Below are 22,730 nucleotides of genomic sequence, written 5' to 3' on the forward strand. Positions count from 1 at the left end.
AACTCTCGTTTTCAGTGGGGCAAAGATAGAGACTTTAACCTTCTTCTACCAAATATATTTAACATAATATTTACACTGGAATGCTTATTGTGGGTAAATTTATATCATAAAACACTGGTTTATTTATGTTTATATGGGTATTCACAGTTTTCCACATTAATCGATTTGATATTTTTAGTTCTGGAAAAACCGTTGAACGGGCAGTGAAATCATGGAAAAAGACGAAAATATTGAGTTCTGAAGAAAAATTCTATTGGATTGAATGGGAAAATGGAGGGTTTGAGGAAGTGTTGGAGAGAAAGGAGTTTGTGGGGAAAAAGAGTTAAATAGGAAAAGTATATTTAAAAAGTGAGGTATTGACTTTTGAGATCGTCTCTTTTCTTTATTATATATGTATTTAAAAATCCAGTATAAGAGAATCTCTTGAGGCACCTACAAATGAAAAGTCTGTCGGTATCTTAGTAAGGCTTCTGAAATTCCTAGCCCCGATAGAAACGGCATCCTTTTGGGTTGCGGGCGGAGCGAAGCGGAGCCCGTAACCCAAAAGATACAGTGGATAGCGGGAAATAGCTTCTTACAAAAAGAAAGAAAAGTATAGATTTAGAAGGTCTTTAAAACAACCGTGATATTTCCTGAGATTTAATAGCCGTTTTCTGACCGCAATAATAACGGAAATATTTTTCGAAATTAAAGAAATCGCTTTTCTAAGAACTTATATATATAGTAGCCGATGAGACAACCAAAGGTGTCTGCCACAATATCTAAAGTTTCCATTGATCTTCCCAATCCCATTTCTTCCTGAAGGATCTCGGTAAGAAATGCATACAGCAGAATGATCTGGATGAAATAGTAAAATCTGATTTTTGGAAAAGCGGCAATGAAGAAAAAACCTAATGCCGCAAAAATGCTTAGATGCAAAATCTTGTCAATACCGCTGAACATAAACCAATACTCATGGTTTTCTTCTCCCGGTCTGAGAAGCATATAAGTAAGAAATGCCCAATAAATGGGCAATATCTTACTGAATATTTTTGAAATCTTATCCAATGATTGCCTGATATTCTTCCGCAGAAAGTAATTCTGAATGATCTGCACCTTCAGCAACTTCTAATTTGATGATCCATCCGTTCCCATAAGGATCTGAATTTAACAATTCCGGCTGGTCTTCCAATTCTGAGTTGAATTCGATCACTTTTCCTGAGATAGGCAAGAATAGATCTGAAACTGTTTTTACAGCTTCTACACTTCCGAAAACCGCACCTCCTTCAAGATCATCATCTACAGTGTCTACATCTACATAAACGATATCTCCCAGCTCTCCCTGTGCGAAGTCTGTAATACCGATTGTAGCAACATTTCCTTCAATCTTGATCCATTCGTGATCTTTCGTGTACTTTAATTCTGATGGTGTGTTCATTTTTAATTTTTTATTTGTACAAATGTATTCAAAATTCCAGAAGGTTCAAATATCGGATATAAAAAATGTCCCTCAAAAACTGAGGGACATTTAAATTTATTTTCGTTCTAATTAGAAACCGCCTGAGTCTCCGAATGTAAACGTGGCAGAAATACCTGCTCTGATTGTTGACAGCGGGAAGGCTGTTGAGATTTTATATTTAGAAGTCATCTGCTCATAGAATACTCTAAGATTAAGGTTCTGTGATACATTATAATCTGCTGAAACTTTAATGTTCATCAATCTCTGACCTCCTGTAACCTGAGAATCATCCAGTAAAATGTTGGTGATGCTCGTTTTGCTGTCTCTCAGCGAGAAATCTCCTCTGATGTTCAGGTCACTTCCTTTTGCTTTTCCTCGTCCTCTCACATTCGTCATTCCTAATCTGAAGTTTCTGATGATATATCCTACTCTCACAACATATTCGCTGTTTGAATCTTCTGTTAAGGTATGGTTTACTAATCCGAGTAACAATGTTCTTAATCTGTTGTACTGAATACCCAACTGAATATTATTTCTCATCGTCATGTCTACTCCGATCAAAGGTGAGAAGTTTTCTACGTAACCTACCTGAGCAAAAGTGAACGGATTGATATAATCATCATTAATATCTCTCTGCGTTGCATCGTAAGCATTAAGACTGTTGAAATAATCGATACTCGACTGAATTCCTGTTGCTGTATAAGTCGCCTGATAAGAATGTAAAAGATCAAACTTTGAGAACTGTGCGTTGATGATCGGGATATTTCTCAACCCTGAATAAGTGATCTTCCAGTTTGGAATCGGAAGTCCTGCTTTTTTAGGGTTCGTCATTTCTTTTACTGTTTTTCCTTCCACCGCAGCTCTGAATGCAGGAATCAAAATATAGGCATTTGAAATTCCATAACCGTCTTTGAATCCGTTCGGCTCTAAAGCACCCAGTTTCTGCTGAGATAAAGCCTGTGCATTCTGTCTGATTGCCTGATAAATTGCCGCTCCGTCTTTAAATGCCGTCTTCAACAAGACCACCGAGTTGGAGTAGGTTACCAAATCATTTGCAAATGTATAGTTCGGATTGGCAACTCCCGTATTCGGATCTCTGTAATTAAATCCTGTATGGGTAAAGTTTCGGTTGTAATTATGCAGTGCACTGATGTCTATTCTGAGATCGTTCATCGGCATAACCTGCAAATTAGCCCGCAGCTCGCGTGTCGACATTCGTACATAAGGATCTGTCATAAATTCGGAATCACTTACCCATCCGTTTTCCATTACCGTTCTTCTGATGTCTGCCTGAGAACCGAAAAGGAATCCGATGGTTGGACCTCCCAAAGTCTGTCCGTAACCATACCAGTTCGGAGCCGATAATAATCCAGGAAGCACTGTTCCATTATTTTCAGAATAATTGATATCTAACTGCTTCATGGAGGTTAACAAATACGCCATGCTCTGAAGCGGAGTCAGTCTGTTTTTAAACTTATATCTTTTATAAGCATATCTGTTTTTCTCCCACTGCTGCGTATATGCATTGTTTAAGGAATCTATTTCCTGTTTACGTTTCTGCAATTTTGCCGAAATATTTTTGAAATACTTAAACTGTCCAAAGAACTTGGTGAAATCTGCCGTTCCGGTTGCCTGAATGACATTTGTATTCTGACCGATTGAACCTAAGCTTCCGTCCGGACTTGCCAGTAACACGGTAGATCTTGCATTCCAGTTGTAGGTAAATCCGTAACCTAATTCCGCATCGATGAAATCGAGATATGGCAGATACTGGAATGGTAATTTATAGTTCAACTGAACTCTGTGGTTATATAGTACAGGTCTACCCGCTCTTAATACATTTCCGAAAATAGAACTGTTGTCCATTGTATTAACGTCCACATTGTCATTCAATGTTCTGGTTGCCGAGTTAATTTCCAGTTTTAAAGATTTGGTAAAATTAAATCCTAAACCATATTGCCATCCGAAATAGAAGTTTCTGTTTTTAATCGCTGCAAAGTCATCCCCATAGTTTCCTGTAAGGATGGCATCGATATTTCTAAACTGCAACTCGTTGTAATTTCTGTCGATTTCTGTTCTGAAAGAGAATCTTGTAGGAACAGGATTAAAGTTAAATTCTTTTACCCATCTCAGATATTTCGTAGACTTCGCCGTATCGCTGATCATTTTATTGAACGGACGGATTACCCAAGGTTTGAATGTGTAGTTGTAATCTACATACCCTCTCAGATACTGTCTGTAATTTTTCTTGGTATAAATATCTCTATAATAATCGTCGTTGTAAACCGCCGTTACCGATACGTTTTCGATATCGTAGAACTTAGGTTTCCTATTCGGATTCATTCTTTCTTTATGCATATTCACAACACCGATACTTCTTTGCTGTGTATAAGTTCTTGCTACTTTTTTAAGCTGCTCTTTGTTTGCTGCTTTCTTAAACTCAACATCCGTATCCAGAGGATTGTATTTCGGATCTTCAATAGTCTGCGAATAAGAATAGTTTACCGGAATTTTAACTCCTGTTTTTTCAGGTAAAAATTTATCTACATTTACTGCGGTATTGATGCTGAATGCAGACTGAGTCGACTGGTTTCTCTCGGCTGGTTTAGAATCAATGTTTCCAAATCCTACTGAAGTATAAGAAGCACTTGTATTCACGGTTGCAAAGTCTCCAAGGTTGAAGTTTAAGCTGGCGTTTCCTGCATACCCTCCGTCGTTTTCTATTTCGGAAAGACGGATTTCGTTTACCCAAAGAATTCTGTCGAGCGCTACGGATCCGGAAGACCCTCTATCAAAACCGTTTCTGACACCAATCATGATGGTTGTAATATTTCCTAAGCTTGGACGTCCCTTGATGTAAAGACTTTTAAAAGTATTCCCCGGATCAAAAACCTCATCTTTTAATCTTTGTACAATTTGCGTAGGGTGATTTTTATCTCTTCTTATTTTAGCATCAACAAAATCCTGAATATTTAAATCCACATCATTTTCCATCGGCCAGATTTCCATAGAAGCCGTTGCGTTCGCTGGAGTAATCTTTAATGAGGATTCATATTCGTAGTAGTTATCCGTAGCATCACTACCCAAACGGATGAAGAATTTAGTTTTCGGATCAATTTGCCCAATATTCAAATCAGAGTTTTTAGGATCATGAGCATGTACAAAAAGTTTTAATTTTTTGTATCTTCTCATATCCAGAGAAGTATTTTTAAATACACCTCTTGCTTCAGATGGAGCAAGGGATGTCGTTTTTAAATATAAAGAAGCTTCATTCTGTCTTTGTGCACCTGCATTACCGCTTAAAATCTGTCTGTCGATTCCCGGAGGCAGAACGTAAGGTGGCTGATTCAGTGCATTTTCTTCAATATTTACACTTCCCACTTCGAAGTTATTGTTGTCTGCAGGAGATGTTCCTTCATCTGTCGCACCAGAATTACCGGTTGTGGCAATATTTTTAGGATATTTTCTCCAGTCTGATCTCACCAAATCCATGGTTCCGAATCTTAACGTTGAAGTCTGGTCGAAACCTGTTAATAATAATCTTGCAAATCTTACATTATTCAAAATAGAAGCATCATGATCTCCTGCCGTATTTACGTACTGGGAAACCGGAATTCTGAACAAATACCATTTTACCTGAGAAGTCTGCCCATTCTGGAATGATGCCTGAACTGTTTTAACGTCTACGATATTATTCTGTCCTAAAGTAAGGCTTCCCGGCGTTAAGCTTACCTCATACTGGTTGTAGCTTTCTGTCTGATCTAAGTTGTAATCCTTATTAATATCTTCCGCATCCGGGGTCTGTGAAGCCACTTCTAAAGAATTGCTCTGAGAGTTCCCTTCCGGATTTCTGAAATACTTGTATCGCTGAACCAAAGATGATGCCTGAGTTCCTGTGAACTTTTCAGACATATAGAATACAAAATCATCTACTGCAGGATCGGAAACATTGGTAACCGGATTGATAAATGTATTTCCGAACAATGCCGCTTCCTGATCCGAACTTAAACCGTCATACCCCAAATCCTGAGCGGTTCTGTCTGCTCCTTCACTTGAGAATGCATAAAGAATCGGTGGCTGCTTTGGCTGTGTTCCCCAGTTTGAAGCCGTAGTAGTAGACGGAGCTGAAGGCGTTGGCAATCCGTTTTCGTACTGCATCTGTCCGTCTTTCAGAATATCTTCCGAAACGTTTCCTAAATGCAGTAAAAGTTTTGGATTGGTACCCAAAGTATTTCCGTCCGCATAAGGATCCATCATCCAGAATTCAACATATTCGATGTTTGAATTCACGAAATTGGAAACGCTGATCGGTCTCATGATTCCCGCCCATCTCTGTGCGGTTGTTTCTGTAGCCGGATTGGAATTGTAAGGCCCTTTCTCTGCCGGATAATACGAAATATCAAATGTATTCGTATACGTCTGTTCTCCTGCTACGAAATCTCTGTTGTTAAAAATTTCTGAGAACTGAACCCTTCTTGAAGCGTGATTGGAAACCGACTGCGGCGTGATTCCTGTCGGAGCTTTTCCTCCCACACCGTAAAATCTCGGATCGATATTATACCATGACAGCAAACCTCTTCCATAGCCTTCTGTTATGTCGTTATTTTTTCCAGCTCCTTGAAATACCAAATCAGATTGATTTTTTTCTGGCTTTGAAGCTAAACTCCACGCTGTAGGTTCTTTTAAAGTAATTTTTGAAGTGGTCTGTTCAAAATCATCAATATAAGACTGGTCGTTGATCCCTTTATTTAACCCTGGAAGTAAATAAGCTGCCTCCATTTTGAAATTCAGATTGGAAGGTGCTTCTGTATTTACCAAAGGTATTTTATCTGTTAATCTCGTAAGGAACGGAAGCTGATTGTTGTACATCAAATTGATTCCTGCCATTGTATTATTAACAGCTTCCTGACCATAGTTTACTTTTTGAGTAAGCGGAGATTCGGAATAGTTTACAACGGTTCCTCCCAAGATAAAGTTTTCATTGAATCTTCTTTCTAAATTCAATCCCATGAATCTCTTTCTTTGGGTATTGAATGTTAACTGGTTTTCCAGTGAAATATTAATTGCCTGCCCGGATTGTTTTACCTGCTCATTGATGATGGTAACGGTTCCCAACATATAATCTACGGTGTAGTCTATGCCTTCCGTAAGCTGAACTCCGTTCGCAGAAACTTTTACGGAACCTTGAGGAACGTTAACTGCTCCCAGAGAAATTCCCTGTCCCTGAACGCCTTTGTAACGACCTTCGATGGTATAACGCTGTGCCAAGTTACTTGATGTAGCAACCTGTTTTTGCTGGCTGTACAGATCTGAGAACACGTACTGTGGATCGTTACTTCCGATGACATTCTGGATATAGTTTCCAAATGGCTGAACTTTAGTAAAGATCACTCTTCCTGTTTCCGGACGTATGGTAATTCCGTTAACAAAGTCGAAAATACCGTCTCCTGTTGAAGTTCCGTTGTTCTGTAAATCTCCGTTCGCATTCAGTCTGTCCCAGTTTAATAATTTAATTAATGGAACATTGTTTACCTGTGGATTATTGGCAACCGGAAGATAATTTACTTTACCTCCGGATTGTGGATCTCTGTATAATACGTTCAGGATGAATCCGTCCTGATTAACCTGTCCTGCATCCAGAGAATAGATGTTTTTCATCATCAGATTCCACATTGGCGAAGTTGTTTTTACTGTTGTATTCGGCTTCAGAAGTTTCGCCATTAAAACCGTACTTTCCTCAGAGAATTCTCCGACTTTGTACACCTGATTGCTTCCGTTCACCGTGTAGGAGAAAGAAACCGCCAAAAGCTGATTATCGTTCAGTTTCTGGTTTAATGAAATGTATCCTAACTGCGGTTGTAAGGTATATTCGTTGGTATTTAATCTTCTTGCTTTTTTATTGAAGATAAAGTGTTCACCATCCTGATAAACTTCTGTTGTTCCTGTCGCAACAGGAAGGTTCTGCCCTTTGATGGCATTGTATGCGGTACTCGCATCTCTTAAACCCGGTAATCCGTTGATCGTGGAATACAGGTTGAAACCCGGTTGATTATTATCCGGAAGAACTCCCGGAGCGTCCCCCAAATCTCTGATCCCGACAATACTTTTCTGGTACTGCAAGTTGCTGTTTCCCTGATCCAGAACCCAGACTTCCAATCTTGTAATGCTGATCTTCGAATTGATCTGAGGATAATTTAATAAAGCGCCGTCATATTTATCTAAGAAATAATGTCCTAAAAAGTAGTGTTGGTTGTCTTCGTAATCAATTGCATTTAATTTAAATGTATTCATGACACCGCCACCCTGAACCGTAATATTCCTTGCTTCACCCTGTTGTTGGGAAAGTACGACTGTTCCGAAGGTTTTACCTAACTGAAATTCTGTTTTAACCCCGAATAAAGACTGTGAACCACGGATGAGACTGGTGGAAAGCGGCATATTAACGTTACCGAATTCTACTCTTTTGATGATTTTGTCCTCTCCTCCTGCACTTGGCTTATCTACATCCTGCAAACCTTTCTGCTGAAGGTCTTTCCAGCTTCCTTTTGCCTGCCAGACGAGATTCATTCTGTTCTCAAATGCGAAACCGCTCTGGGTGTCATAATTGGCTTTTAACTGAAGATTTTCTCCCACTTTCCCCAACAAACCAAGCTGAATTCTCTGGTCGATATCAAACGTAAAACTCTTTCTGTTTTGCGGTAAAATCAATGGATTATCAATCTTCTGATACAATCCGGCTAAATCGAAAGAAGCATACCCGGAAGGAATTATTTCGATTTTATTGCTTCCGAAAATGGTTTCAAAAAGCCTGTTGTTGATCTGTAATGAAGGAATTAAACCTTTTCTCGCCGCATCGCTTTTATCTTTCCGGAACATGAGGCTGTAACGGTCTGATTTTTCTTTATAGTAAGCCTTTGTCTGCGCTTCCATCATGAATTCTTTGTAATCTTCCGGAGACATCGCAGTCGGCTGTCCTGTTATGGTATTTCCTACTTTAGGATATACGAAATACATTCCTGTTTTTATATCGTAGTAGGCTTCATACTGTGTAGGATCTGCCAACTGATAATCTTTTTTGATAATTGCGGTATCGCTTACCTTTGCTGCAGGCCGTCTTTGTGCAAATGTAAATGTAGACACAAGCAAAAACGACAAGAACAGAATTATATTGAAATATTTATTATTCGCCACCAAATGTTAAATGTTTTTTAAAATTTGTTTTACCAACTCTTCTACTGAAATATTAGGATCCTGCTTCATGATTTTATCCGCAAGTTTCTCGCTCATTCGCTTAGGAATGCCCAAAACTTCTAATGCAGATAACGATTCTTCCTTGATTTTATTATTTGCAAACGTGGAAATGTTTTCTTCGGGATTGCTGAATTTCTGTACTTTATCCTTAAGATCCACAATGATTCTTTCGGCTGTTTTTGCCCCGATTCCTTTGGCTTTCTGAATAAGTGCGCTGTTTTTTGAGAGGATTGCCGAAGCGATCTCATCAAGACTTAAAGTAGACAGTAAAATAAGTGCTGAAACAGCTCCTACTCCATTAACGCTTATTAACAGATTGAACATATCTTTCTCTGAACGAGTGTTAAATCCGAATAGCAAATGAGCGTCTTCCCTGATGATCTGCTGAATAAAAAGAAAAGTTTCTTTATTGGTTGTGAGGGTTTGTGAGGTCATTAAACTGATACCTACATAGTAACCAACTCCTTGTACGTTGATTACTGCGTAAGTAGGCGTAAGTTCCTGAACAATGCCTTGAAGTGAAAATATCATTATTAATTTTTATAACTCCCAAATATAGTAATTTAAACTAAGTTATGTTTTCATTTCACGCGCGAATGATTTTTAACTTAATTTTTAACTGTAAATGCAATAATTTCTCAAAAAAACGAAACCTATCCAAATGGACAGGTTTCATTTTCTTACTTTAATTTTACAAAAATCTACACCGGATTTATATCCAGACACATGCTGATGTTGCAGGCTCCGTTTACGCAGGTGGGTGTACATCCTACCAAACATAACTGTCCCTGAGAAGGAAGGCAGTAATACCCTCCGTCCGGAGACTGCAATGGCTTTCCTCCGGGTCCGCCTCCTGCAATCTGTCTTAAATTTTCTCTTGAAAGTTTTTTGAAATTTTTCATAATGTAATTTTTGGTTCTCCTAAAGTATTTAATTTATCTACCTGTTGAACAGATATTTAAATAATTAATTCTGAAAATGTATTTTACAATTTATTTTACCCCTAGAAAATTTAGTATTCATAGGTATTTCAAAAGATTTTCAAAATACAAATTTACCTGTCCTAATATCACAAAATTGTGAAATTAGGACGCAAAAAAAAGCAGTACACCGTTATTTTGTGTACTGCTTTCTATCTTAAGAACAGATTTTTTATTATTTCTTATCTTTTTTCTCTCTTCTCTGGGCATCCAGAACGGCAATGGTTGCAAGGTTTACAATCTCATCTACGCTTGAACGCATCTGTAAAACGTGAACTGGCTGTTTCAGACCCATCAAAATTGGTCCTATTACCTGTGCTACTTTCATTCCTCTGATGATCTTGTAGGATAGGTTGGCGCTTTCAAGATTCGGGAAAATGAATGTATTGGCAGGCGTTGTTCCTAATTTTGAGAATGGATAATCGCTTAAGTGATCTGAATTCATCGCAAAATCCGGCTGAATTTCTCCGTCCACGATCATTTTCGGATATTTTTCGTGAAGGATGCTTACTGCTTTTGCTACTTTCTTTGAAGTTTCGGAGATGGCTGCAAAGTTTTCAAATCCAAGCATGGCGATTCTCGGTTCGATGGCAAAAGATTTTACGGTAAATTCTGCCATTTTAGCAATATTTACCAAATCTTCCGCTGTAGGATTCTGATTGATGGAGGTATCTGCAAAGAAAATTGGTTTCTTTTCAGACAAAATCATCATCATTGCTGCTACTTTATCAACCCCTTTATCTTTTTCAATTACTTCTAAAACAGGTCTTAGAACAGAAGTATAGTTTTTAGAGAAACCAACGATTAATCCATCTGTATCGCCATGTTTCAGCATCAAAGGACCGAAATAATCTCTCTGGCGAACGAATCTTTTTGCTTTGTATTCGTTCATTCCCTTTCTCTGGCGAAGTTTCCAAAGTGTTTCTCTGTATTTTTTTCTGTTTTCTTTCTGATCGTCGTCGCTTGGATCAATAATCGGAATATCAAGATTGATCCCGAAATGTTCCATCTGCTCCTTAATGTATTTTTTATTTCCTAAAAGACTCGGATAGGCAATTCCTTCTTCATATAGAATCTGTGCCGCTTTCAGAACGTTGTATTCTTCCGCATTTCCTAAAGTAATTCTTTTCGGATTGGCTTTTGCACGGTTCTGCATCATTCTTACCAGCTTCTCGTCTCTTCCCATTCTGTCGAGAAGGCTGTTTTCGTATTCTTCGAAATCGGTGATTGTCTTTCTGGCAATTCCGCTTTCTACAGCAGCTTTTGCTACCGCACTGGATACTTTTGTAATTAAACGGTTATCAAATGGTTTTGGAATAAAATATTCTCTTCCGAACTGCAGATTCTGAATGTTATACGCTAAAATTACCGCCTCCGGAACAGGCTCTTTTGCCAGATCTGCAATGGCATGAACAGCCGCCAGTTTCATTGCTTCATTAATTCCTTTTGCCTGAACGTCTAATGCTCCGCGGAAAATATATGGGAAACCAAGAACATTATTAACCTGATTAGGATAATCACTTCTTCCTGTTGCCATGATGACATCTTTGCGGGTTTCAAGGGCTACATTGTACGCAATTTCCGGATCCGGATTTGCCAATGCAAAAACGATAGGATTTTCATTCATGCTCAGCAACATTTCCGGCGTCATTACATTTCCTTTTGATAATCCGACGAAAACGTCTGAACCTTTTACGGCATCTTCCAATGTTTCGATGTCCGTCTGAGCAACAAAATCGATTTTTTCGGGAGTAAGGTTTTCTCTTTTGTGGTTAATCACTCCTTTACTGTCGCACATCAATACGTTTTCTCTTTTCAAACCAAGAGAAATATAAAGATTGGTACATGCAATGGCTGCTGCTCCTGCTCCGTTCACCACCATTTTTACTTCTTCGATCTTTTTATTGGCAATCTGAAGCGAATTGATTAATGCTGCTGCAGAAATGATCGCCGTTCCGTGCTGATCGTCGTGCATCAAAGGAATATCCAGTTCTTCTTTTAGTCTCTGTTCGATATAAAATGCTTCCGGAGCTTTAATATCTTCCAGATTGATTCCTCCAAACGTGGGAGCAATACCTTTTACAATTTCTATGAATTTATCAGGATCTTTTTCGTTGATTTCAATATCGAAAACGTTAATGTCCGCAAAAATTTTGAACAAAAGACCTTTCCCTTCCATTACCGGCTTTGAAGCTTCTGCACCGATATCTCCCAAACCTAAAACTGCGGTACCGTTTGAAATAACAGCTACCAGATTTCCTTTTCCTGTATAATCGTACACCGTTTCGGGCTTATCGTGGATTTCCATACAAGGAACTGCAACCCCCGGAGAATACGCCAATGACAAATCTCTCTGAGATGAGTGTGGTTTTGAAGGGATCACTTCGATCTTACCTTTAGGTTCGGCTTTATGATAGTCTAAAGCCGCCTGATTAAAGTTCTTTTCGTCGCGGTGGGTTTTACTTGACATATAATGAATTTTGTTATTTAATTATAATATATATTGAATGTGGTAGCTTACGAGACTTTCGATAGGCTTCTGAACAATCTGTCCCACATTAAGATTAAGCTCTGCCGCTGCAGAACGTAAAACATCTTCGTAATAATAGGCTATTGATCCGATGAAATTGATCTCGGCATCTTTGGCTTCTACATAAGGAAGCACCTGATAATCGAAAAAATTAAGCATTTCTTCATGCACCATTTTCTGTAAATACGGATGATCTTTTCTTTCCACTACAAATTTGTTGAAATCTGCTAAGTACGCATTGGGTCTTGGAGTGTGATACATGTTTTTCAATGCTTCCTCCACAGTCAGCTTATACGTTTCTTCAAACTCCGATGAGAGATCTGCGGGAAGTTTCTGCATAAAGAATCTTCTTACCAGTTGTTTACCGATTGCGCTTCCGCTTCCTTCGTCTCCTACAAGAAATCCGAGAGAAGGCAACTGAATCTTAATGGTTTCTCCGTTAAAATAGCAAGAATTGGAACCGGTTCCCAAAATACAGACAATGGCGGGCTTTCCTCTGTAAGCGGCATAAGCTGCTGCTGTGAGATCCTCTTTAACAATAATTTCTGCGCCGATGAATACTTTTCCCAGTTCTTCTATAATGATATCACAATTTTGCTGAACACCACATCCTGAACCATAAAAAAAGATTTTCTTAATCGAATTTTTAACGGTGGTAAGGCTTGTATTTTTTTCAATTTCAGGAACAATAAGTTCTTTGTTGATGAAGTTTGGGTTGAAGCCAATGGTTTCTGTTTTCAGGAAGACCTTTTTAAAATCGTCCAAAATTACCCAGTCGGATTTTGTAGAACCACTATCAACAATAGCAACCATATTTTACATTTTAGTTTAAGGATGCTAAATTATGAATTTATCTTGTAAGATGACGGATTCTGAACATGACATATGTGTTATTTGTGTTGTGAGAAGGTATTTAATATTTTGTACAGGGCAAAAAATATGGGGGAAATTGCTTTATATAACTTAGACGATCTCTTATATATTTCAGACGAGTCAATAAATACTCCGGACAATGTCTTATATATTCCGGACAAAGCTTTATATACTTTGGACAACATTATATATATTTTAGACAAGGCAATAAATACTTTGAACAATGTCTCATCTATTTCGGACGAAGCTTTATCCATTTTAGACAATACATCATTTACTTTTGACAAAGTTTTATATATAATGGAGGGTTTCTTTATATTTTAGAAATTATCTTATATGGTATTTATTTTAAGCCATTAAGATCATTAAGGTGTTAACAGCTATTAAGAAATATCTTTGATATTTTTAGAAAGGTGAATGACCTCAACTGAACGGAAATATACAATATCTAATTAATAAAGATTCTTCATTTCATAATGCTTCGCAAAATTCTATTCAGGATGACAAACAGAGTCTATGGATCTATAAATTGTTTTTGTTGGAGATTTTTTCTAAAATTTCTAATAGACTGCTTAGATCCCTACGGGATGACAAACAGAGTGGTGAACTGAAAAGAAGATTTTAAATGCCTCGAAAACAAATTAAATTTTTAAGTAAAAAGAGCCTATACAAATGTATAAGCTCTTTTGTTTTTAACGTTTTTTGAATTTATTCTTGAGATTGCTTTGTACTCGGGAGAGTTGCTTTCTAAAATAGTAAAGAGATAGTCTTTGGCTCTATTGAATATATCTATAAGGTTATCTTCCGAATTGTAAACTGTACTATTCCTTAAACTTCTGGCTGCATTCAGAGGGATAAATGCATCTGCAACTGCCTGTGTTGCCTGTAGCATCTGGCTTTTCTCCTGCTGTAAAGTTATTACCTTATATTCTGCTTCGTTGGGATTGTAGTTTGGAGTGTTCTGAAGAAGCGAGATCAACTGGTCGTAATTATTGGTTCTGAAATCGTATCCCATCTGTGAAACGGAATTTTGCTTCTGCTCCTCTTCCGTATTTGTAGTAGCTATAGGTTTTACTTTTCTTACTCCTTTCAGTTTTCTGGCAATAGTCATAAAATCTTCCAGCTGAGCCTGCGTAACTCCTTCCGTCGCTTTATACATTTTGCGAAGCTTTGTAATTTTCTTGCCTATGGGAGCAAAAAGCGTCTCACGATCGTCTACCGCCAAAGAGTATGGTGCTACAGAATTGTTTACAGCTTCCTGACTTGCAAAAGCGGAATTGTAAAGGGTCTGAAGATTTGCTAATGATAGTTTTGGATTGCTAGGATTGTATTTTGCTCCTAAATCTGCGATGTGCGAACACAATAGATTGGCATTTGCAATGTTTTTTGCATGCCCGTTTTCATTTTTTGACATAGATGTGCTTTTTAACTGAAGTAAATTTAGAAAAAATCTTCATATTCGTATGTAGATATATTTCTACAAATATGGTTGATACTTATTAGTAGTGAAAATAGTAATACTACTGTTACGAAAATAAAAGAATTGATACTAAATATAATTTTAATGACATCCTAATGCAGTTATTGGTTTTTTATCTTGAGATAATCTTTTACAAAAATGACAATAATATTTCAATTGATCATTTTTAGATTGACAAAAGAGTTAGTCTCACAGCTTTTTAATGTTGCTTAAGATTCTATTGTATAAAAAGTATTTTCATCAAGAAGTAGAGAAAGACTTTACCATATATCTCCATAATTTAATATTACATCATTGCTTAATTCATCATTATATAGACCAAAATTAACACGGATAGCAAAAATAGACCAAGGAAAAAGTAACCAAGAGATTTATTTCCTATTACAAATGCCCGAATGGAAATTGCTAACATTGACGAAAAGAAAAAGGCGACACACAGTATTATTATTAATGCTACAACAACCAAAAGTAAAAATACTATGCTCACAACTTTTTATAATTTATTATTTACAAAACCGCAGAAAATTTCCTGCGGCTTATTAATTTGTAGATAATTTTCAATTCATATTATTAAGATGTTTTGTAACTTCTTCGTACGAATCGTTTGGCTGTATTACTACTTTTCCTTTTGTATTTATAACCAGCCATTTTTTATTTATTGTAACAACTGATAAGCCATTGATAAATTCCTCGCAATAATCATATCTAATAGGAATTACAATTTCACCTAATTCATTAATAAATCCAAATTTATTACCTATTCTAGCCTTTGCTAGACCATCATGAAAATCTCCAAAAACCATATAGATAAAATCGGTTATTTGGATACCGTTGTAATTGAACAATGCAAATAAATTATTTTTTTCTACAACAATTAAATTTTCATTTAAATAGGATATTTGATCATATATACATGGAATAATTTCTTTACCATCAAGATTGAATAGACCATACAAACTTTTTACTGATCGCAAATCTCCTGAATCGTTTGACTTTAAAATTGTGTCGACATTTTTAGTAACCTTATAGAGGTTTTATTTTTTTTGTATATAATAAAAGCTTTCTGGAATTATTATTTTTAAATTTTTATCTATTATTCCCATATTATATTCTCCAAAATATTTTGTATGATATCCAAACAAAAAATGATCATTTTCTATGTATTGAATTAGATTGTATTTAAAGGGAATGATTACATTATTTTTTTTATCGATAATTCCTGCAGAATCATTTTTATAAACGACAGCATAATTATCCACTAATTTTTTCGCAAATTGATATTGAGGCTTTATAATAATATTATCCATTCTATCTTTATATCCCCATAATGTATCCTGATTAAAAACAGCCAACTCTTGGCTTTTTAAAATTAATGGCATAAGCAGAAGAAATAATGATACAAATAGAAGTCTATTTCTTTTCATAAATCCATTTTTTAAAAAAATAGTAAATAAAACCTGAACAGCCCAAAATGATCAGAATTGATCTAATAATACTATCAATTCTTTCATTTTTCGCAGTAAAAAACTCTGCTGATAAATAAAAGGCAATTGTAAAAAAAAGTACAAAAATATAATTAAGTCTAATAATTTTATTTTTAAATAAATAAAAAATAATCATTAAATAAAAAAAGATATATATAAAGAAATACGTTATTAGGATATAAAAAAGCCAATAAACATTTATAAAAATATCTATCAAACTCCTTATTAAAATAAAATTCATATTACAAATTACCACCCATGATACCACTAAAATAGTTAATAAAGTAACTTTTAGTATTTCTTTTATTTGCATCCTAATGAGCTTATTTTATTGGTTCTTCCTTTTTAAGTAATTCTTTTGAAAGTTGACCGTCGAATCTACAATTATTTCTTGTCTATTGATGTTGCATCACTAATTATTTCAGGGAAATTGGGATGCCGTATATAGATTTTTCCTTTTCCTTCTGAAAATTTAAACTCTATCTCTGATTTTTTTTCTTGATAAGAATCTGTTTCTTCATCATACGTCAATACTTTATACTTCATATCACAATCGTACATGTTTTTAAAATCACATTTTAAAGTTTCAATTATTTTAAATCGAATATATAACTCGTCTTTATTGTCTTTTCGAATCTTTAAATCTATAAATTCTTTTGTGATATTATATTTAATAGGCACATACCAATCTATTCCGTCGATTGGTAGATTATATGCAAAGAAACTTATTTCTTTAGGGCAATTAGTATTTTGAGAAAATGCTTTTTGATAAGCAAAAAACAAAGTAATTAAAATGAATATTTTTGTTTTCTTTTTCATATCTTGAATTTAATCCATTTTTTTAGCAAGTGCCAATTCATAGTACCCAATAAGATTGTAATAATAATAAAAGACATTAACATTTCTATTATCAAAATAATATAATGGCTACAAGCTTCAGAAGATTTAATAATTTCATAACATTCTAATTACTAGAAGCTTAGAAGACACAACATGGCATTACCTCTCATATAACATAACTTTAGTATAGTTTATTTTCATTAATTTATTTTTAAATTCCATACTTTTTTTAAAATTGCATACCACAATAATATCGCAATTAAATAGGAGATAAAATAAAAATTTTGATCAATTGGCTGGCTTTTGTAAACAAATAATACTCTTAATTCGTGATCATTTAGTATTACACCTAATATAGTACTACTCAAACTAATAAAAGCTAGATTTCTAGATCTTTTAAAATAAAATGTAATTATATCTAATAAAATAAAATGAAGAGTAATACAAAATAAATTATAGTATTCAAAAATGTGACTTGTAATTTGTATTATATATAGAAACAAAAATTTAGGATTAATGTTCATAATGCAAACCATTGTAGCCATTATTATTGAAAACGATAATAATATAAATATATAAGCTAATGACAGTAATATTGTATACAGTTTTAATGACATCCTAATGCAGTTATTGTTTTTTTATTCTTGAGGTAATCTTTTACAAAAATGACGATCATCTTTATATTTATGAAAGTGTTAATTTGATGAAAAAAGAGGCAACACTCAGCATTTTTATTAAAAAGATAATATGTAATTATTTTAAGATTCCCACCTAAGAGCATGTTTAAACAAAAAAAATACTTTTTATTTTGAAAAAATGCTGATCAGTATGAGCTTTCGAAATCTTTAATTTACTCAAAAGTATAGATAAAATTGTGAAAAAACGCTTCAAAATAAAGAATATTTGTTATTACGGTATAATCAATAAAACATTCACAATAAAATTAAATAATTAATGCGAATCTTTTTTTTAAACATGCTCTAAATGTAAACTTTCTATTATTTCTTAATTTGATTAAAATAATATCTGTACTGATTATGGTCAGGATCACCTGTAAAAAAACAAAATATAAAACTGCTGTCACTTATCTTCATCTGCATTTCTTGTATTTCTAAAAATTTATTATTTTTATTTAAATACTTATCGTATTTGTTATATTTATCATATATGCCAGTATATTCCATGATTATAGATGTTGAGTAATCATTTTCTTTTGAACTAATAGGATTCTTTATCAAGCTCCATTTTCCTTCTGCGTAAGGAATAAATTCAAAATTGTTGTTATAGTCATTACTGTCTAAGCTTAAAAAATTTCTGACTTTAAATTTACCGTTTGCATTTAGAACTAAAACTATTGAGTCACTTGGTAATTTATCTTTTTCGTGAAAATGTCTATCTATTAAGTAAGTTCCCGCAAGTTCTTTAGTTTTAGGTAGCCAGTAAACATTCGTATACTCTTTCTTATTATCACTTAAACAAGAAGTGATAATGAGTGGTAATAAAAGTGTTAATAAATTATTGTTTCTTCCCATGTAAATGTGTTAATTAAATTACCTCCTAAGTGAAGCCCTTCTCCTATTTCTTTGTCTGGTACAAAACCTATTGTTTTTGGTCCATTCTGTACAAATCTAGTTGCTGATTCCCAACCTAAAATATTATATATATAAAACTGTACTACAGCTACACCGTTACCTTTAGATATTATTTTTGCTCTAATAGGATATGAACCTAACATTTGTATCCCTATATTTTGATTTGATAGAGTAGCATAGTATTGTGCAAAATCATATTTAAAATATCCATTTAATATAGAACCGACACCAATGCTATTGTTAGAAAGAGAAGCTTTTAACTTATTAATTAAAGGAGTTTTGTTGTGCGTTACAGAATCTTCATAATCTCCTTTCGGAAATGTATATACCGCATTAGTAGTTGCATTATAAAGTGTATTTCCGTTTATAACATTAGAATTCCACGTAAAACTAATACTACTATAAGGATTTGGCATTAATTCAAACAGCCATATGTTAAACAAATCCTGCCATTTCATTGTATCTTTATTCATATTCGTAGTCTGTTTTATTTCATTTCTAAGGGAATCAATATAAGCATTTAATACAACTCTTGTTGCAGCATTATTAATATATGGATCGTCAATTACTTCATCATAATAAGTCTTTACAACTTTTGCCGTTTGATGGATACCTTGCGCGATAGAATTTTTAATATTTTGTTTAATTTTTTCCCAATTAGGCCAATTTGCCTGTAGTTGGTTTAATGTATTATTTTGATTTGCTACTAGTAAATCATGTGATAATGCTGATAAATTTCCTGCAAATTCAACATCTGAGCTATTTTGATAGTCTAATTGTCCTTTTAAAAACCACTTTTCCAACTGCTCCCAAGTTACATTAGGATTGTTTGCTGTAAAAGATTTAAAAAAATTAAAAAGAGGTTGAAACTGCTGCCAAGATACATTAGTATTTTGAATAAGAAAATTTAAAACTCCCATTCCTAAATCAGGATTATGCTCAGCTAATATACTACTTATCAGCGTCCAATTTTCCTGATAACTCCCTTCCTGCTTTAAAAAATTTATAATAGTAGCATATAAAAAAGTATCTCCTGTGTTATTTGATGTTTTCATGTAATCAATAAGTGATTTCAAGAAATTCAGATGAGGGACAGAGCTATCTTCATTATACAGCTTCGCAAGATCTATTCCTAATACGGTGTGAGCATCATACCATGAAAGCTGTGCAACACTGAGCTTTAATCTGAATACTCTATTCATTTCTATCAATTCTGCCTCGCTTCCTATATACGGAGCTGTATCGTAGGAGCCGGAACTTCCATCATTCGGGATGTTAGGATTGGTATTTGGACCGTCTGTCTGATTGCTGTAATTGGAACAGATATCTTTTATGGCAATAATTGTAGGCTTGGGAGCCGCATTATCGCCTGTGAGTGTACAAGTATTGTCTCCATACTCATGATGATAGCTACTGGAGCAGGTTCCTGTTTCCCATGTAATCTCATAACATCCTACAACATCGGTTTGAATTCTCGAACTTAAATTAAGCTTATCAATATTAAAAATTTTTATTTTCGACTTAATATCCACATCGTGTCCGGAAATAAAAAGATCCCTTTCTTGTTTTGTTAAAGCATATTGTATAAGAAATCCGGAGTAAGTTTTATCTGCATTTTCTTTAAGTACCAGATTTTCAATTTTATCAGAATTTGTTCTGTATACAGGAAATGTGTAGGTCTTTTTTTCTCCTCTTTCTGCTAAAAGCACCTCGTCGGTATTGATAATTGCTCCTTCAAGAACAGAATCCTGAACAGATTTCCCAATAATATTATTTGTTTTAAATCCTTTAGATTCAATTTCCGAAAGCTTTGAGAGAAGATTTACCTGCTGATTTACCTGCTCTTTTCTGAGCAGAGAGAATTTAGCTTCCGTTTTGAATTTTTCATTTTCCTGTATTGTATCCAATTCGTTTCTACAGCTCATCAGGAAAAATACAAATGCTATTAACAGCAAAAAATTAGTTTTTTTCATCGTGTTTTGATTTAATATTTTTTTTGCAATATTAAAATAAATACCTTGATGTACAACTCACTTTTACGGAAAAATTATTACTTTTACGAAAAAGATCAGTACTAATATGGAAAAGATTATCAAAAAAATAGCGGAGATCCGCAGTAAAAAAGGTTTCTCTTATGAGAACATGGCTCATGATCTGGATCTGAGCGCTTCAGCCTACCGTAAAATAGAAACCGGAGAGACAAAACTAACCGTTGAAAGGCTTGTGGATATTTCTAAGATCTTGGAAACTCCATTGAATGATTTGCTGGAAACTGATTCGCAAAAAAATTTTAACCAGGAAATACGTGAAAATGGAACGGGTTATCAAGCTGTCGACAATGATAATATTTATTACGAATATTCTGAGATTTCAAAAAAATTAATTGAAGTTTACGAACAACAGATCAAGGATCTAAAAGCAGAGATTGAGGCATTGAAAAGTAAGTAGGTTTGTGATGCTTCGACAGGCTCAACATGACATTGCGAATACTAACTGAAATAATAAAAGAGAGCCCACTAATTTCGTAAAGCTCTCTTTTAGTATTTTTTTTTCAGATGCATTGTTATTGTTTTATGTCTGTGGTCTTTTTATCGTTAAACTGAATCAGCCAGTCTTCAATTTCATCTTCCAGATAAGAGGTCTGAAGAATCATCGCGTTGATGAAGTCATCGGGAACAGGTTCGTCTGTTGCATTTTCAAGATTCCAAAGTTCATTGGACATATTTTCATACTCGGAATAGACACGTTTGAAGCGTGAATTTTCTCTTTCTAGAGCTTCAATATTTTGTTGCTGAAGCTGGAATTTTCTGTATTTGTTTTGACGTTTCATACAAATATTATTAAAATGTGGTCGTAAAAATTTTTGATCGTATGCTTCTAATCACGCATTACAAGATAGAAAAAACCATCAACACAAATAGTTGAAAATGAATTTATTATCAGGTCAGTTTTACATCATTCTGAAAATTAAATTTAGAAATAATTTTGAATCTAAAAAAATATTTAACATCTTTTTTTACCGGTTTAACATATAATTATAAATTTGCATATCATAAAAATCGGATGAGAGATTTAATACTACGTCAGAAACAGGTTTTGTTCTTCATCATTGCAGGAGGACTCAGTGCGGTTGTAGAAATCGGGAGTTTTAAACTCTTCAGCACTTCCCTTCCTCAGTTCTTTCCGCGCGAAACCAATTTCCACGGAATCCATTATCCGCTGAGTAATATTTTTTCTACAAGCTGCGGAATCATCACCAATTATTTCCTGAGTATCTGGTTTGTTTTTGAAAGAGGAAAGCATTCCAAAAGAAAAGAATTTGCCTATTTTATGATGGTTTCTTTTATTTCAACATTATTAAGTCTCGGTTTTTTCCAGATTTTCTACAGCTATATATTTAAGGATAATATAGATTTGATTATTTATACGCTGAGTCCGGAAATGATCAGTAAAATTGCTGCCATTCTGTTGGTTTCGGTTTTAAATTATTCCATCAAGAAAAAAGTAATCTTTAACGGATAGGCTGTGACGAAAGTTTTAAATTACCTCTGGAGATTCTGGATGCTGATTTTAGCATTTGTCTTCACCATCCTTTTCGGAATTCCGGTTTACATTTTATCATTCAATAAAAACCATTATAAATATGCTTACCGGTTTGTACGATGGTGGAGCTACTGCATTTTTTTCGGAATGGGTCTGCGGTACGATCTTACGAAGCTTTCTGATCAGAAATTAGACAAAAACCAACAGTACGTTTTCATATCTAACCACACATCGATTATGGATATTATGCTGATGTGTATTTTGTGTGCAGATCATCCTGTTTGTTTCGTAGGAAAAAAAGAACTGGTAAAAATTCCGATCTTCGGAACCATATATAAAAGGATCTGTGTAATGGTAGACCGTAAAAGCGCGAGAAGCCGCGCCGATGTTTACCGGAGATGTGCCGAAAAAATGGAAGAAGGAAACAGCATTGTTATTTTCCCTGAAGGCGGTGTTCCGGATGATACGTCCATTATTCTGGATGAATTTAAAGACGGTGCATTTACGCTTTCTTCGAAACACAACTCTCCTATTGTGGTCTTTACTTTCATCGGATTAAAGGAAATTTTTCCGTTTGATAATTCCAAAGGTTATCCCGGTAAAGCAAAAGTTTATTTCAACGGAATTTTAACTCCTTCAGAATCACCGAAAGACCTTAAATCGTCCTCTTTTGAGACAATAAAAAAAACTCTGTTAAAACACTATAATTAATAGAAATA

At 34.7% G+C, this 22,730-nt stretch carries 18 protein-coding genes; 4 read left to right on the forward strand and 14 right to left on the reverse strand.

Features of this window, described 5'->3' with window-relative positions:
• Window positions 1–125: 125 nt before the first annotated feature.
• A complete protein-coding gene (locus tag QWT87_RS11130) occupies window positions 126–326 on the forward strand; it encodes a hypothetical protein (RefSeq protein WP_302716139.1) in 201 nt (66 codons plus the stop codon).
• A 361-nt stretch (window positions 327–687) separates the two neighbouring features.
• Here QWT87_RS11130 and QWT87_RS11135 read toward each other — a convergent pair whose 3' ends face one another.
• From QWT87_RS11135 to QWT87_RS11195, 13 genes are all read right to left on the reverse strand, one after another.
• On the reverse strand, window positions 688–1,014 hold the full coding sequence (locus tag QWT87_RS11135; RefSeq protein WP_302716140.1) for a VanZ family protein: 327 nt from the start codon (window positions 1,012–1,014) through the stop codon (window positions 688–690).
• Between the two features lie 25 nt (window positions 1,015–1,039).
• Window positions 1,040–1,417: a glycine cleavage system protein GcvH gene (gene gcvH / locus QWT87_RS11140; protein WP_076395258.1), complete on the reverse strand. Its 378-nt coding sequence runs from the start codon at window positions 1,415–1,417 to the stop codon at window positions 1,040–1,042.
• A 111-nt stretch (window positions 1,418–1,528) separates the two neighbouring features.
• The gene (gene sov / locus QWT87_RS11145; RefSeq protein ID WP_456237183.1) at window positions 1,529–8,629 is read right to left on the reverse strand and encodes a T9SS outer membrane translocon Sov/SprA; all 7,101 of its coding nucleotides are present in this window, start codon (window positions 8,627–8,629) and stop codon (window positions 1,529–1,531) included.
• Between the two features lie 6 nt (window positions 8,630–8,635).
• Window positions 8,636–9,220: a Holliday junction branch migration protein RuvA gene (gene ruvA, locus QWT87_RS11150; RefSeq protein WP_076395252.1), complete on the reverse strand. Its 585-nt coding sequence runs from the start codon at window positions 9,218–9,220 to the stop codon at window positions 8,636–8,638.
• A 170-nt stretch (window positions 9,221–9,390) separates the two neighbouring features.
• On the reverse strand, window positions 9,391–9,591 hold the full coding sequence (locus tag QWT87_RS11155) for a bacteriocin-like protein (protein ID WP_087710599.1): 201 nt from the start codon (window positions 9,589–9,591) through the stop codon (window positions 9,391–9,393).
• A 253-nt stretch (window positions 9,592–9,844) separates the two neighbouring features.
• On the reverse strand, window positions 9,845–12,139 hold the full coding sequence (locus QWT87_RS11160) for an NADP-dependent malic enzyme (protein ID WP_076395247.1): 2,295 nt from the start codon (window positions 12,137–12,139) through the stop codon (window positions 9,845–9,847).
• Between the two features lie 21 nt (window positions 12,140–12,160).
• Complete coding sequence (locus QWT87_RS11165) at window positions 12,161–13,012, reverse strand: ATPase (protein WP_076395245.1); 852 nt, start codon at window positions 13,010–13,012, stop codon at window positions 12,161–12,163.
• A gap of 724 nt (window positions 13,013–13,736) precedes the next feature.
• Entirely contained in the window at window positions 13,737–14,486 is a 750-nt protein-coding gene (locus tag QWT87_RS11170; protein ID WP_302716142.1) for a hypothetical protein, read from the reverse strand.
• A gap of 623 nt (window positions 14,487–15,109) precedes the next feature.
• Window positions 15,110–15,508 (reverse strand): WG repeat-containing protein, encoded by a 399-nt coding sequence (locus QWT87_RS11175; RefSeq protein WP_302716143.1) that lies wholly within the window; start codon window positions 15,506–15,508, stop codon window positions 15,110–15,112.
• 78 nt (window positions 15,509–15,586) lie between these two features.
• Window positions 15,587–15,976, reverse strand: coding sequence for a WG repeat-containing protein (locus QWT87_RS11180; protein ID WP_302716144.1), 390 nt, complete (start codon window positions 15,974–15,976; stop codon window positions 15,587–15,589).
• A gap of 444 nt (window positions 15,977–16,420) precedes the next feature.
• A complete protein-coding gene (locus tag QWT87_RS11185; protein ID WP_302716145.1) occupies window positions 16,421–16,855 on the reverse strand; it encodes a hypothetical protein in 435 nt (144 codons plus the stop codon).
• 1,019 nt (window positions 16,856–17,874) lie between these two features.
• Window positions 17,875–18,408, reverse strand: coding sequence for a hypothetical protein (locus tag QWT87_RS11190; protein ID WP_302716146.1), 534 nt, complete (start codon window positions 18,406–18,408; stop codon window positions 17,875–17,877).
• Window positions 18,384–20,441 (reverse strand): hypothetical protein, encoded by a 2,058-nt coding sequence (locus QWT87_RS11195; protein ID WP_302716147.1) that lies wholly within the window; start codon window positions 20,439–20,441, stop codon window positions 18,384–18,386. Before QWT87_RS11195 ends, QWT87_RS11190 begins: the two co-directional genes overlap by 25 nt.
• A gap of 106 nt (window positions 20,442–20,547) precedes the next feature.
• Here QWT87_RS11195 and QWT87_RS11200 point away from each other — a divergent pair, with 106 nt between their 5' ends.
• Window positions 20,548–20,916, forward strand: coding sequence for a helix-turn-helix domain-containing protein (locus QWT87_RS11200; RefSeq protein ID WP_185209503.1), 369 nt, complete (start codon window positions 20,548–20,550; stop codon window positions 20,914–20,916).
• Window positions 20,917–21,031: 115 nt separating this feature from the next.
• Here QWT87_RS11200 and QWT87_RS11205 read toward each other — a convergent pair whose 3' ends face one another.
• Window positions 21,032–21,298, reverse strand: a complete 267-nt coding sequence (locus QWT87_RS11205) for a hypothetical protein (protein ID WP_087710611.1) — start codon at window positions 21,296–21,298, stop codon at window positions 21,032–21,034.
• Between the two features lie 233 nt (window positions 21,299–21,531).
• Here QWT87_RS11205 and QWT87_RS11210 point away from each other — a divergent pair, with 233 nt between their 5' ends.
• On the forward strand, window positions 21,532–21,990 hold the full coding sequence (locus QWT87_RS11210) for a GtrA family protein (RefSeq protein ID WP_076395241.1): 459 nt from the start codon (window positions 21,532–21,534) through the stop codon (window positions 21,988–21,990).
• Between the two features lie 3 nt (window positions 21,991–21,993).
• Complete coding sequence (locus tag QWT87_RS11215; RefSeq protein WP_302716148.1) at window positions 21,994–22,722, forward strand: lysophospholipid acyltransferase family protein; 729 nt, start codon at window positions 21,994–21,996, stop codon at window positions 22,720–22,722.
• The last annotated feature ends 8 nt before the right edge of the window (window positions 22,723–22,730 follow it).

It is taken from the genome of Chryseobacterium urinae, assembly GCF_030518295.1.
Taxonomy (GTDB): domain Bacteria; phylum Bacteroidota; class Bacteroidia; order Flavobacteriales; family Weeksellaceae; genus Chryseobacterium; species Chryseobacterium mucoviscidosis.

Bases quoted from the DNA above. Each gene is read 5' to 3' on its own strand.
- gcvH (WP_076395258.1), bottom strand. From the start codon at position 1,417: ATGAACACACCATCAGAATTAAAGTACACGAAAGATCACGAATGGATC.
- QWT87_RS11130 (WP_302716139.1), top strand. From the start codon at position 126: ATGTTTATATGGGTATTCACAGTTTTCCACATTAATCGATTTGATATT.
- QWT87_RS11190 (WP_302716146.1), bottom strand. From the start codon at position 18,408: ATGGGAAGAAACAATAATTTATTAACACTTTTATTACCACTCATTATC.
- QWT87_RS11200 (WP_185209503.1), top strand. From the start codon at position 20,548: ATGGAAAAGATTATCAAAAAAATAGCGGAGATCCGCAGTAAAAAAGGT.
- QWT87_RS11180 (WP_302716144.1), bottom strand. From the start codon at position 15,976: ATGAAAAGAAATAGACTTCTATTTGTATCATTATTTCTTCTGCTTATG.
- QWT87_RS11170 (WP_302716142.1), bottom strand. From the start codon at position 14,486: ATGTCAAAAAATGAAAACGGGCATGCAAAAAACATTGCAAATGCCAAT.
- QWT87_RS11160 (WP_076395247.1), bottom strand. From the start codon at position 12,139: ATGTCAAGTAAAACCCACCGCGACGAAAAGAACTTTAATCAGGCGGCT.
- QWT87_RS11210 (WP_076395241.1), top strand. From the start codon at position 21,532: ATGAGAGATTTAATACTACGTCAGAAACAGGTTTTGTTCTTCATCATT.
- ruvA (WP_076395252.1), bottom strand. From the start codon at position 9,220: ATGATATTTTCACTTCAAGGCATTGTTCAGGAACTTACGCCTACTTAC.
- QWT87_RS11185 (WP_302716145.1), bottom strand. From the start codon at position 16,855: ATGAAAAAGAAAACAAAAATATTCATTTTAATTACTTTGTTTTTTGCT.
- QWT87_RS11165 (WP_076395245.1), bottom strand. From the start codon at position 13,012: ATGGTTGCTATTGTTGATAGTGGTTCTACAAAATCCGACTGGGTAATT.
- QWT87_RS11205 (WP_087710611.1), bottom strand. From the start codon at position 21,298: ATGAAACGTCAAAACAAATACAGAAAATTCCAGCTTCAGCAACAAAAT.
- QWT87_RS11155 (WP_087710599.1), bottom strand. From the start codon at position 9,591: ATGAAAAATTTCAAAAAACTTTCAAGAGAAAATTTAAGACAGATTGCA.
- QWT87_RS11195 (WP_302716147.1), bottom strand. From the start codon at position 20,441: ATGAAAAAAACTAATTTTTTGCTGTTAATAGCATTTGTATTTTTCCTG.